11 protein-coding genes are annotated in these 12,535 nt (G+C 72.0%); all 11 read left to right on the top strand.

The genetic code is table 11. From position 1 onward, the window contains the following. Positions 1-38: 38 nt before the first annotated feature. The 11 genes from ACFYWM_RS27815 (at position 39) to ACFYWM_RS27765 (ending at position 12,509) form a co-directional block, all read left to right on the top strand. Positions 39-1,493, top strand: coding sequence for a sugar transferase (locus ACFYWM_RS27815; protein ID WP_389919134.1), 1,455 nt, complete (start codon positions 39-41; stop codon positions 1,491-1,493). Beyond that, entirely contained in the window at positions 1,493-2,560 is a 1,068-nt protein-coding gene (locus ACFYWM_RS27810; protein ID WP_389919131.1) for a glucose-1-phosphate thymidylyltransferase, read from the top strand. The genes ACFYWM_RS27815 and ACFYWM_RS27810 overlap by 1 nt, the downstream gene beginning before the upstream one ends. A 166-nt stretch (positions 2,561-2,726) precedes the next feature. Then, positions 2,727-3,746, top strand: a complete 1,020-nt coding sequence (gene rfbB, locus ACFYWM_RS27805) for a dTDP-glucose 4,6-dehydratase (RefSeq protein WP_389919128.1) — start codon at positions 2,727-2,729, stop codon at positions 3,744-3,746. Beyond that, positions 3,743-4,600 carry a dTDP-4-dehydrorhamnose reductase gene (rfbD, locus tag ACFYWM_RS27800; protein WP_389919126.1) on the top strand — a complete coding sequence of 286 codons (858 nt, stop codon included), beginning with the start codon at positions 3,743-3,745 and terminating at the stop codon, positions 4,598-4,600. The genes rfbB and rfbD overlap by 4 nt, the downstream gene beginning before the upstream one ends. Positions 4,601-4,693: 93 nt before the next feature. After that, positions 4,694-5,935, top strand: a complete 1,242-nt coding sequence (locus ACFYWM_RS27795) for a class I SAM-dependent methyltransferase (RefSeq protein ID WP_389919123.1) — start codon at positions 4,694-4,696, stop codon at positions 5,933-5,935. Continuing rightward, on the top strand, positions 5,932-6,729 hold the full coding sequence (locus ACFYWM_RS27790) for a sugar phosphate nucleotidyltransferase (protein WP_389919120.1): 798 nt from the start codon (positions 5,932-5,934) through the stop codon (positions 6,727-6,729). Before ACFYWM_RS27795 ends, ACFYWM_RS27790 begins: the two co-directional genes overlap by 4 nt. Further along, the gene (locus tag ACFYWM_RS27785; RefSeq protein WP_389919118.1) at positions 6,726-7,376 is read left to right on the top strand and encodes a PIG-L deacetylase family protein; all 651 of its coding nucleotides are present in this window, start codon (positions 6,726-6,728) and stop codon (positions 7,374-7,376) included. The genes ACFYWM_RS27790 and ACFYWM_RS27785 overlap by 4 nt, the downstream gene beginning before the upstream one ends. Before the next feature lie 5 nt (positions 7,377-7,381). Then, positions 7,382-8,422: an NAD-dependent epimerase/dehydratase family protein gene (locus ACFYWM_RS27780; RefSeq protein ID WP_389919115.1), complete on the top strand. Its 1,041-nt coding sequence runs from the start codon at positions 7,382-7,384 to the stop codon at positions 8,420-8,422. Continuing rightward, positions 8,412-9,860 (top strand): DUF4910 domain-containing protein, encoded by a 1,449-nt coding sequence (locus ACFYWM_RS27775; protein WP_389919112.1) that lies wholly within the window; start codon positions 8,412-8,414, stop codon positions 9,858-9,860. The genes ACFYWM_RS27780 and ACFYWM_RS27775 overlap by 11 nt, the downstream gene beginning before the upstream one ends. Beyond that, positions 9,857-10,876: a hypothetical protein gene (locus ACFYWM_RS27770; protein WP_389919109.1), complete on the top strand. Its 1,020-nt coding sequence runs from the start codon at positions 9,857-9,859 to the stop codon at positions 10,874-10,876. Before ACFYWM_RS27775 ends, ACFYWM_RS27770 begins: the two co-directional genes overlap by 4 nt. A gap of 106 nt (positions 10,877-10,982) precedes the next feature. Then, the gene (locus ACFYWM_RS27765; RefSeq protein WP_389919106.1) at positions 10,983-12,509 is read left to right on the top strand and encodes an oligosaccharide flippase family protein; all 1,527 of its coding nucleotides are present in this window, start codon (positions 10,983-10,985) and stop codon (positions 12,507-12,509) included. Positions 12,510-12,535 lie beyond the last annotated feature (26 nt).

The raw sequence follows: 12,535 nt of genomic DNA, 5'->3' as shown, positions 1-12,535 counted from the left end.
GCGGTCGCGCCTGAGCGTCTTGGGGGGGACGGGGTGATATGAGAGTAGAAACCGAGGAGCTCACCGTCGGTCTTCTCAAAGGTCCCGCACGCACTGCTCCGGGCATTTGGACGCGCTCTTATGCCCGTATTCTGCTTGCCGGAGACATCGCGTGTTCCGTGGTCGCCTGCGGGGCCGTTCTGGGCGTTCGGTTATGGTTCGGTGCTTTTATCCCGGAGACCGAGGCCCTGCTCGGGCTCGGCCTCGCCCTGGTCTGGCCGCTGGCCCTGGCGTCGGGGGGCGCCTATCGCAAGCGTACGCACGGCGAGGGAACGGATGAATTCCGAGCGGTTTTCAACGGTGCCGCCGGCCTGACGGCGGCGGTCGCGATCGGCGCGTACATCACGCAAACTCCGATCGCCCGCAGCTTTGTCATGGCGATGTTCCCCCTCGCCTTCGCCCTCACCCTCTTCTTCCGCTACCGGATGCGCAAGCGGCTGCACCGCGGGCGTTCGCGCGGCGACCACATGCGCCACATGGTCGCCGTCGGCCATCGGGAGTCGGTGCTCGACCTGGTGATGCAACTGCGCAGGCAGCCCTACCACGGCATGACCGTCGTCGCCGCGTGCCTGCCCGCGGGGCCCGACCTGGTGGAGGTCGACGGGGTTCCGGTCCTCGGCAACTTCTCCGACGTCGCCACGGTGGTGGCCGAGGTCAACGCCGACGCCGTCGCCGTTCTGGCCTGTCCGGAACTGGACGGCGCGGCGCTGCGCAGGCTCGCCTGGGGGCTGGAGGACGCCCGCACCGACCTGTTCGTGGCGCCCGCCCTCATGGACGTGGCGGGCCCGCGCATCAGCATCAGCCCGGTCGCCGGCATGCCGCTCCTGCACGTCGAGCACCCCGACTTCCGCGGTGCCCGGCGGCTGGCGAAGAGCCTGTTCGACCGGACGGGGGCGGGCCTCGCCCTCCTCGCGCTGGGGATGCCGATGCTGGTGATCGCCGCGCTGATCCGCGCGACGAGCCCGGGACCCGCCCTCTTCCGCCAGGTCAGGGTGGGTAAGGGAGGCGTGGAGTTCCGCGTCGTGAAATTTCGCACGATGGTGGTCGACGCGGAGCAGCTCAAGATCGACCTGGAGCGGGAGAACGAGTTCGACGGCGTCCTGTTCAAGATTAGGAACGATCCAAGGATCACCCGCGTGGGCGCCTTCCTGCGCCGATACTCCCTCGACGAGCTGCCCCAGCTGCTCAACGTGCTGCGCGGTGAGATGTCCCTCGTCGGCCCGCGCCCGCCCCTGCCCGACGAGGTCAGGCAGTACGGCGCGGACGTGCGCCGCCGCCTGGTCGTGAAACCCGGCATGACCGGCCTGTGGCAGGTCAGCGGCCGCTCGGACCTGACCTGGGAGGAGTCGGTCCGCCTGGACCTCCGCTACGTCGAGAACTGGTCTCTCTTCCTGGACCTGCAGATCCTCTGGAAGACCTGGAGCGCCGTGACCGGCGGAGAAGGGGCCTACTAGTGAAAGCGCTCGTGCTCGCCGGAGGATCGGGCACCCGGCTGCGGCCGATCACCCACACCTCCGCCAAGCAACTCGTACCCGTCGCCAACAAGCCCGTCCTCTTCTACGGCCTGGAGGCCATCGCCGCCGCGGGCGTCCGCGAGATCGGGATCGTCGTGGGCGACACGCACGCCGAGATCGAGGCGGCCGTCGGCGACGGACGCGCGTTCGGCCTGGAGGTCACCTACATCCGCCAGCGGGCGCCGCTGGGCCTGGCCCACGCGGTGCTCGTCGCCCGCGACTACCTCGGCGACGACGACTTCGTCATGTACCTCGGCGACAACTTCATCGTCGGCGGCATCGACGACGTCGTCGAACGCTTCGCCCGCGAGCGGCCCGCCGCCCACATCATGCTCACCAAAGTCGGGGACCCCCGGCAGTTCGGGGTCGCCGAGCTCGACGCCACCGGCCGGGTGGCCGGGCTGGAGGAGAAGCCGCCCGTCCCCAAGAGCGACCTCGCGCTGGTCGGCGTCTACCTGTTCACCGCCGAGATCCACGAGGCGGTGGCCGAGATCAAGCCCTCGTGGCGGGGAGAGCTGGAGATCACCGACGCCGTCCAGTGGCTGATCTCCAGTGGGCGGAGGGTCGACTCCTCCGTCATCTCCGGCTACTGGAAGGACACCGGCGACGTCACCGACATGCTGGAGGTGAACCGGCTGGTGCTGGAGTCCCTGGAGCCCCGGGTGGACGGCCTGGTCGACGACGCCAGCCAGCTGATCGGCCGGGTGGTCGTCGAGCCGGGCGCCGAGATCGAGCGGTCCCGCGTCGTCGGGCCCGCGATCATCGGTCCCGGAGCCCGGGTCCGCGACAGCTACATCGGCCCCTTCACCTCGATCGCGGCGGGCTGCGCGGTCGACGGCAGCGAGATCGAGTACTCGATTGTCCTGCCCAGGTCGTCGATCGCCGGGGTCTCGCGGATCGAGGCTTCCCTCATCGGCCACGACGTCGAGGTCACCCCCGCACCCACCACCCCCAGAGCCCACCGTCTCGTGCTGGGCGATCACAGCAAGGTCCAGATCAGTTCTTGACATCCATCCCACGGCCGGAGCCGGAGGGTCCTCGTCCGCGCGGACCGGCCCCCTTCGAAGCCCCTCCCAAGGCCCCCCTCAAGGTCTCTCCCAAGGCTTCCCCCGGGCTCTCTCCCGACGTTTCTCCCAAGACCGAACCCCGGAGTCTCCACACTGGAGGTATTCGATGAAAGTCCTGGTCACCGGTGGTTCTGGTTTCATCGGTTCCCACTTCGCCCGCGTGGTCGCCGCGAGCGGGGCCGCCGTGACGGTCCTCGACAAGCTCACCTACGCGGGAAACCCGGCCAACCTGGAGGGGACGCCCCACGACTTCGTGCACGGCGACGTCTGTGACGGCGAGCTCCTGGCGGGCCTGGTCCCCGGGCACGACCTCGTCGTCAACTTCGCCGCCGAGTCCCACGTCGACCGGTCGATCGACGGTGCCGCCGACTTCGTACGGACCAACGTCCTCGGCACGCAGGCGCTGATGCAGGCCTGCCTGGACGCGGGCACCCCGCGGGTGGTGCAGGTCTCGACCGACGAGGTGTACGGGTCGATCGACAGGGGGTCCTGGGACGAGAGCGCGCCGCTCAGCCCGCGCTCGCCCTACTCCGCGGCCAAGGCGAGCGGCGACATGGTCGCCCAGGCGTACGCGGTCACCCACGGCCTGCCGGTCTCCATCACACGCTGCGGCAACAACTACGGTCCCCGCCAGCACCCGGAGAAGTTGATCCCGCGCTTCGTCACCCGCCTCCTGCGGGGGCGCGGGGTCCCGCTCTACGGCGACGGCGGCAACGTCCGCGACTGGGTGCACGTCGACGACCACTGCGCGGGCATCCGCCTCGTCGCCGAGTGCGGCGAGCCCGGCGAGGTCTACCACATCGGCGGTACGGCGGAGCTGAGCAACGTCGAGCTCACCGCCCGCCTCCTGGAGGCCTGCGGCGCCGGGTGGGACATGGTCGAGCGCGTCCCCGACCGCAAGGGGCACGACCGCCGCTACTCCCTGGACGACTCCCGGCTCCGCGCGATCGGCTACCGGCCGTCCGTGCCGTTCGAGCGGGGCCTGGCGGAGACGGTCCGCTGGTACGAGGACAACCCGGGCTGGTGGGAGGCGGCCGTGGAGGCGGACGACGGCCCGCCCGGCCCGGGGAGTTCACCTGGTTCGGCCGGTCCGGCGGGTGGGCGGCGGGGAGGGGAGACCGGATGACCCGCTGGATGATCATTGGGGCCTCCGGCATGCTCGGGACCGAGCTGACGGCCCGCCTGGGCGCCGAGGGGCAGCTCGTCCTCGCGTTCGGCAGGCGGGAGCTGGACCTTCGCGACGCCGCCGCCTCGCACCGCCTGGTCACGGCCCTGCGGCCCGACGTCGTGGTGAACTGCGCCGCGTGGAACGCCGTCGACGAGGCGGAGACGCGAGAGGACGAGGCGCTCGCGGTCAACGGCACCGGGGTCCGCGCGCTCGCCGAGGCGTGCGGCCACACGGGCGCGCGGCTGATCCAGCCCTCCAGCGACTACGTCTTCGACGGCACCGCGCTGGACCCCTATCCCGAGGACGCGCGGCCCTGCCCGGTCAACGCGTACGGCAGGACCAAGCTCGCCGGCGAACGGGCCGTGCTGGAGGTGCTGCCGCGCGGCGGCTACGTGGTGCGCACCGCCTGGCTGTACGCCGCGACCGGCCACAACTTCGTCCGCACGATGGCCCGCCTGGAAGGGGAGGGGGCGGATCCCGACGTCGTCGGCGACCAGCGCGGCCAGCCCACCTGGGCCGGGGACCTGGCGGCCAGGATCGTCGACCTGGTCCGGAGCGAGGCGCCGCCCGGCGTCTACCACGCCACCAACTCGGGCCACACGAGCTGGTTCGGCCTGGCCGGGGAGGTCTTCACGCTGCTCGGCGCCGACCCCGCCCGGGTGACCGAGGTCTCCTCCAAGGACTTCCCGCGCCCCGCGCCCCGGCCCGCGTACAGCGTGCTGGGACACGGCGGCTGGCGCGCGGCCGGGCTGCCGCCGATGCGGCACTGGAGAGAGGCGCTGAGGGAGTCCCATGTGCTCGCGGCGGGCTAGGGGGGACGGGCCCGGCGGGCCCCGGCGGCGGGGCACGAGAGGGACCCGGTCGGAGAAGAGTCGGACCGCGTCACGCGGCGAGGGAGCGCATTCATGACAACCTGCAGGCTGTGCGGCTCGACGAGCCTCGCCAGCGTCGTCGACCTCGGGGCGACACCGCCCTGCGAGCGGTTCCTCACCGAGCGGCAGCTGGAGGAGCCCGAGGTCACCTACCCGCTGCACCTGCGGGTCTGCACCGGCTGCTGGCTGGCGCAGATCCCGCCGATGATCACGCCGGAGGAGACCTTCACCGAGTACGCCTACTTCTCCTCCTACTCCACCTCGTGGGTGGAGCACGCGCGGGAGTTCGTGGACGGGGCGGTCGACCGGCTCGGGCTGGGGGCGGGGTCGTTCGTGGTCGAGGTGGCCAGCAACGACGGGTACCTGCTGCGGCACGTCGTCGGGCGGGGCATCCGCTGCCTGGGCATCGAGCCGTCGGAGAACGTCGGCCGGGCGGCCAGGGACGCCGGGGTGACGACCTTCACGGCGTTCCTCGGCCCGGAGACCGGCGCCTCGGTGCGCGTGGAGCACGGGCCCGCCGACCTGGTGGTGGCCAACAACGTCTACGCCCACATCCCGGACGTCGTCGGGTTCACCCGGGGGCTGCGCGCCCTGGTGGCCGACGACGGCTGGGTCTCCGTCGAGGTCCAGCACCTGCTCACCCTGATGGAGCGTAACCAGTACGACACGATCTACCACGAGCACTTCCAGTACTACACGGTCGCCTCCGCCCAGCGCGCCCTCGCCACCGGCGGGCTCGCGCTCGTGGACGTCGAGTCGCTGCCCACGCACGGGGGCTCGATCCGCCTGTGGGCCAGGCCGGTGGAGGCCGTGGGGGAACGCGAGCCGAGCGAGCGGGTGGCCGCGCTGCTCGCCAGGGAGAAGGCCGCCGGCCTGCACGAGCTGTCCGGGTACGCCGAGTTCGGCGAGCGGGTGGCGCGGGTGCGGCGCGACCTGCTGGGCTTCCTGCTCGACGCCGCCCGCGAGGGCAGGACCGTCGCGGGCTACGGGGCGCCGGGCAAGGGCAACACCCTGCTCAACCACTGCGGCATCCGGCCCGACCTGCTCCGCTTCACCGTCGACCGCAACCCGTACAAGCACGGCCGGTTCACCCCCGGCACGCGCGTACCGATCCTGCCGCCCGAGCGGCTCGCCGAGGAGCGGCCCGACTACGTGCTGGTCCTGCCGTGGAACCTCCGCGAGGAACTCGTCGGCCAGCTGTCCTTCGTACACGACTGGGGAGGCCGGCTGGTCTTCCCCATCCCCAACCTGGAGATCGTCGAGGTGAACCCGTGAAGGTCGTTCTCTTCTGCGGCGGATACGGCACCAGGATGCGCAACGGCACCCCCGGTGACGCGCCCAAGCCCATGCAGCTCGTGGGGCCCCGGCCGCTCATCTGGCATGTGATGCGCTACTACGCGCACTTCGGGCACACCGAGTTCATCCTCTGCCTGGGATACGGCGCGCACCACATCAAGGACTTCTTCCTGAACTACCAGGAGACGACGTCCAACGACTTCGTGCTGCGCGGGGGCAGGGTCGAGCTGCTGTCCACCGACATCTCCGACTGGTCGATCTCGTTCGTGCAGACCGGGATCGCGTCGCCGATCGGCGAGCGGCTGCGCCGGGTCCGCGACCACCTGGACGGCGAGGAGATGTTCCTGGCCAACTACGCCGACGTGCTCACCGACGCGCCGCTGCCGGAGATCGTGGAGCGCTTCACCCGGTCGGGCGCGGGCGCGTCGATGATGGTGGTGCCGCCCTCCGACACCTTCCACTGCATCGAGCTGGGGGAGCGCGGCACGGTCGGCGGGATCACCCCGGTCAGCGAGATGCCGCTCTGGGTCAACGGCGGGTACTTCGTGCTCCGCCAGGAGATCTTCGACCACATCCCGGTGGGCGGCGACCTGGTCGCGGACGGCTGCGCCGAGCTGGCCAAGCGCGGCAGGATGCTCGCCTACCCGCACCGGGGCTACTGGCGGCCGACCGACACGGTGAAGGAGCGGGTGGCCCTCGACGAGGCCTACTCGCGCGGCGACCGGCCCTGGGCGCTGTGGGAACGCGAGCCCGCGGCGGTGACGGCCACGTGATCCGGTTCCGGCCGGCCGGGACGGGCCGGATCGCGCTGCTCGCCGCGCACTGCGACGACCTCGCCATCGGGGCGGGCGGCAGCCTGCTCACCCTCTGCTCCGCGCGCCCCGGCGTCCAGGTGGACGCCCTGGTGCTCTCCGGCGGCGGGACCGAGCGGGAGGACGAGGAACGCGCGGCGCTGGCCGCCTTCTGTCCCGGCGCCGACCTGCGGCTCACCGTGCTCAAGCTGCCCGACGGGCGGCTGCCCGCGCATTGGGAGGAGGCGAAGGAGGCGGTCGAGGAACTGCGGGCGCGCACCGACCCGGACCTGCTGTTCGCGCCGAACCCCGCCGACGCCCACCAGGACCACCGGGGCCTGGCCAGGCTGGTGCCCACGGCCTTCCGCGACCACCAGGTGCTCGGCTACGAGATCGCCAAGTGGGACGGCGACCTCGGGCGGCCCTCGGCCTACCAGCCGCTCACGCCCGAGGTGGCCGAGGCGAAGGTGGGCCTGCTGCACCGCCACTACCCCTCCCAGCGGCACCGCTCCTGGTACGACCGCGAGGCGTTCCTGGGACTGGCCCGCATCCGCGGGATCGAGTGCCACGCCCGCTACGCCGAGGGGTTCCACGTCAACAAGCTGACCTTAGATCTGGCTGGAGGCTGAACCGGATGCGCGTGCTGCTGACCGGGCACCAGGGCTACCTGGGAAGTGTGATGGCCCCGGCGCTCGCCGCCGAGGGCCACGAGGTGACCGGGCTCGACTCCGGGCTCTTCGCCGGACGCGTGCTGGGCCCCGCGCCCGACGACCCGCCCGGATACGCCCTCGACCTTCGGGACGTCACCCCCGGGCTGCTGGCGGGGGTGGACGCGGTGGTGCACCTCGCCGCGCTGTCCAACGACCCGCTGGGCGCGCTGGCGCCCGAGCTGACCTACGACATCAACCACCGCGCCGCGGTACGGCTGGCCCGGCTGGCCCGGGACGCGGGCGTGCGCCGTTTCCTGTACGCCTCCACCTGCTCGGTCTACGGCGCCTCCGGCTCGGACCTGGTCGACGAGGACGCTCCGTTGCGCCCGGTCACCCCGTACGCCGACTCCAAGGTCCGGGTGGAGAACGACCTGCTCGACCTGGCCGACGGCGACTTCAGCCCGGTGTTCCTGCGCAACGCCACCGCGTTCGGGTTCTCGCCCAGGCTGCGTGCGGACATCGTGCTGAACAACCTCGTCGGGCACGCGCTCCTGTCCGGGGAGGTCAAGGTGCTGTCCGACGGCACCCCGTGGCGCCCGCTGGTGCACGCCGCCGACATCGCGAACGCCTTCGCCATGGCACTGACCGCCCCGCGCGAGGCGGTCCACGCCAGGGCGTTCAACGTCGGCACCGAGGAGAACAACGTGACGGTGGCGGAGATCGCCGCCGAGGTCGCCGAGGCGGTGCCCGGCTCCCGGGTCGTGATCACCGGCGAGACCGGGGCCGACCCGCGCTCCTACCGGGTCGACTTCTCCCGGATCCGGGACGCGCTCCCCGGCTACCGGGCGCTGTGGACGGTGAAGGCGGGCGCGATTGAGCTGACCGAGGCGTACGAGCGGTTCGGCCTGACCGAGGACGGCTTCCGGCTCCACTTCACCAGGCTGGCCTGGCTGTCGGCCCGCCGCGAGGCCGGAACCGTCGACGGGGCGCTGCGACCACGCGGGGCGGTGAACGGTGGCGGGTGACACCGGCGGCCGGGCGCCGGGAACGGTGAGCGGCGAGGGGGCTCCGGGGGCGGGGGACGGGAGCCGGGCGTCGGGGGCGGTGAGCGGCGAGGGAACTCCGGGGGACGGGAGCCGGGCTTCGGGGACGGCCGGTGACGAGGCTCAAGAGACGGTGAGCGGCGGCGAGGCGGGTGAGATGCGGGAGCTCGTGGAGCGGCTCTACCCGCTCTGCAGGAGCATCACCGGCGACGGCGTGCGCCGCACCCTGGAGATCGTCGGGGAGTCCCTCAGCCTGCGGGTCCACGAGGTGCCGACGGGCACCCAGGTCCTCGACTGGACGGTGCCCAGGGAGTGGAACATCCGCGACGCCTACGTCAAGGACGCCTCGGGGAACAGGGTCGTCGACTTCGCCGCGTCGAACCTGCACGTGGTCGGCTACAGCGTCCCGGTGTCGGCCACCATGACCCTGGACGAGCTGCGCGGGCACCTGCACACCCTTCCCGAGCAGCCCGCCCTCGTCCCGTACCGCACGAGCTACTACGCGGAGACGTGGGGCTTCTGCCTGGCCCACGACACCCTGGAGGGCCTCCCCGACGGGCCGTACGAGGTCATGATCGACTCCACGCTCGCCGACGGGCACCTGACCTACGGCGAGCACGTGGTGCCCGGCAGGGTCGCCGAGGAGGTGCTCGTCTCCTGCCACGTGTGCCATCCCTCGCTGGCCAACGACAACCTGGCGGGCGTCGCGGTGGCGGTCCGGCTCGCGCGGCGGCTGGCCGGGGCCGACCCGTGGTACACCTACCGCTTCCTGTTCGCGCCGGGCACCATCGGTGCGATCACCTGGCTGGCGCGCAACCGGGAACGCGCCGGGCGGATCAGGCACGGCCTGGTGCTGGCCTGCGCGGGAGACCGCGGCCCGCTGACGTACAAGCGCAGCAGGCGGGGCGACGCCGAGATCGACAGGGCCGTGCGGCACGTCCTGCGCAGTTCCGGGCGCGCGCACACGGTCGTGGACTTCTCCCCGTACGGCTACGACGAGCGGCAGTTCTGCTCGCCCGGCTTCGACCTGCCCGTCGGCTCGCTCACCAGGACCCCGTACGCGGGCTACCCGGAGTACCACACCTCCGCCGACGACCCGGACTTCGTCTCCGACGAGGCGATGGCCGACACCCTGGAGACCTGCTGGGAGGTCACCCGGGTGCTGGAGGGCAACCGCGCGTACCTGAACCTCAGCCCGTACGGGGAACCGCAGCTGGGCAGGCGGGGCCTGTACGGATCGCTGGGCGGGCGCAGCGACACCAAGGAGGCCCAGATGGCGATGTTGTGGGTGCTGAACCTCTCCGACGGGAGGCACAGCCTCCTGGACATCGCGGAACGATCCGATCTTCCCTTCACCGCGGTGGCCGACGCGGCACGGGCGCTGTGCGGCGCGGGACTGCTCAAGGAGTACGGGAAATGACACTGCAACGGACCGGCACGGGTCCCGGAACGCTCAACCTCCGGGTCGGCGAGACGGTGGAGGTGCTCGGCGAGGCCGAGATCATGGCCACGCTGGACGAGCGGGGGGAGCTGGACGAGCTGCCCTTCATGCCGGAGATGCTGGCCTTCTGCGGGCGGCGGCTCACGGTGCACAAGGTGGCGCACAAGCTCTGCGACACGATCAGCCGCAGCGGCATGCGGCGGATGGAGCGCGCCGTCCACCTGACCGGGGCCCGCTGCGACGGGCAGGCGCACGGCGGCTGCCAGACGGCCTGCCAGTTCTACTGGAAGGAGTCCTGGCTCAAGCGGGTGGACCCGGACTCCCCCGCAGGTCCTGCCACCGCCGGGCTCGCGGACGGAAGACCCCTGCTGCCGATCCTGCAGGCCGCCACCAGGAAGGAGCCCGGCCCCGACGGGGAGGAGCGCTTCTCCTGCCAGGCGACCGAGCTGCTGCGCGCCGCGCCCACCTGCCTGCCGTTCAAGGACGTCGGGCAGTACGTCGCCGACGTGCGCACCGGGAACGCGGGCCCGGTCTTCGTGCTCCGCGCGGTTCTCGTCGGGTTGTTCAACCGTTTCCAGGACCGCAGCGGACGGGTGCTGCCGAAGTGGCTGCGGATCAGGGGCGGCCTCAAGTGGGGCTTCGTCCGGGGGACGGCCGTCGGCAGGACGCCGACCGCCACGCTCGACCTCCGGCCGGGAGAGCTCGTCCGGATCAAGTCCAAGCGGGAGATCGTCAAGACCCTCAACCGGGACCTGCTCAACCGCGGCATGGGGTTCGAGGAGGAGATGTCCCGCTACTGCGGGCAGACGGCCCGGGTGCTCTCCCGGGTCGACCGGTGCCTCGACGAGAAGACCGGCCGGATGCTCCAGATGAAGAGCCCCTGCATCATCTTGGAGGGCGTCGTCTGCGCGGGCGCGTACAGCGTCGGCTGTCCCCGGGAGTTCGTCCCCTTCTGGCGGGAGATCTGGCTGGAACGGATCGAGGGGCCCGCATAGCGGTCCGGCGCACATTCTGGCGAGCGGATCGAGGAGCCGGCCTGGCGGTCCGGCGCACACCGAGGTGCTGGACCGGGTTCGGCGGGCAGGTGCTGAGAGGCGACAGGTGGAACAGAGACAGGACGCGGAACCGGCGGCGACGGGTGGCGCTCCCGGCGACCGGGCAGAGGCCGCCGCGCGGGTCGGGGCGATCGGCGAGCAGGCCGGTCGCGGGCTGCGCTGGAGCCTGGTGGGCAACCTGGTGATCAAGGCCGGCTCCTTCGTCGTGAGCCTGGTCCTCGCCCGCCTGCTGGTGCCGGAGGACTTCGGCGTCTTCGCCATCGCGCTGGCGGCCAGCCAGTTCGTCATCCACGTCAACGACGCGGGCGTCATCGCGGCGACGGTGCAGTGGCGGGGCAGGCTTGAGGACATGGCGCCCACCGCGACGGTCGTGGCCATCGTGTCCAGCACCGCCCTGTACGGGATCTTCTGGGTGATCGCCCCGTTCTTCGCGGAGCTGTCCGGGAGCGCGGAGGCCACCTGGGTCATCCGGGTGCTCGGCGCCACCAACCTCGTCTACGGTCTCACCGCCGTACGCAGTGCGGCGCTGCTGCGCAGGTTCGAGCAGGACAGGCTCACCAAGGCCAACCTGGTGGGATTCCTGGTGAACGCCACGGTCTCCATCACGCTCGCCCTCAACGGCGCCGGGGCCTTCAGCTTCGCCTGGGGCCAGCTCGCGGGCGCCTCGGTCACCGGGGTGCTGGTGGTCGTGTTCGCCAGGTTGCGGATCCGCCTCCGCCTCGACCGCGCGGTCGCCAGGCGACTGCTGGTCTTCGGACTCCCGCTGTGCGCGAGCCTCGGCATCGAGGGCGTGCTGCTGAACGCCGACTCCGTCATCGTCGGCGACGCGCTGGGGGCCACGCTGCTCGGCTTCTACCTGCTCGCGCTCAACATCTCCAGCTGGGTGCCCGGCCTGATCGGCACCGCCGTCCGCTACGTCGCGCTGCCCGGCTTCTCGCGGCTGGCCGAGGAGGATCCGAAGGCGCTCTCGCTCGGCGTGCAGCGGGTGGTCCCGCTGCTGGTCTCCATCGTGCTGCCGGTCGCCGTGACGATGGGGACGCTCGCCCCCGCCATGGTGGCCTTCCTGTACGGCGAGCGCTGGGCGCCCTCCGCCGAGGTGCTGCGTTTCCTGGCCGTCGTGATGGCCGTGCGGATGCTGACCGCCCTGACGACCGACATCCTGGCGGCCCTCGGTGCCACCAGGGCCACCGTCTGGCTCAACCTGAGCTGGGTCGCGGTGCTGCTGCCGGCGCTGGCGGCCGGCGCCCGGCTGGACGGCATCCGCGGCGCGGCGATCGGCCACGCGGTGGTCGCCCTCCTGGTCGCGCTGCCGCTGGCGACGCTGGCCCTGCACCGGGCCGGGGTGGAACTGCGGCCCGTGGCCTCCTCACTGGTGCGCCCGCTGCTCGGCGGCGCGTTCGCGGCGGTCGTCATGGCGTCGCTGGCCCGGCTGACCGACGGGTTCCCGTTCGTCGAGCTGTGTGTGGCGGGCGGTGCCGGGCTGCTCGTCTACGTCCTCGTCGTCGTGCCGAGGGCGGTGCTCAGGCAGTTGGGCGGACGGGTGGCCGGGCTGATCCCCGCACGCCCGCGCTGACGTCGGCTCGCGTCGACGCCGATGAG

The sequence above is a fragment of the Streptosporangium sp. NPDC002721 genome, from assembly GCF_042888905.1.
Taxonomy (GTDB): domain Bacteria; phylum Actinomycetota; class Actinomycetes; order Streptosporangiales; family Streptosporangiaceae; genus Streptosporangium.
The sequence above is the reverse complement of the archived record's forward strand: the minus strand, read 5'-3'. Positions and strand labels throughout refer to the sequence as shown.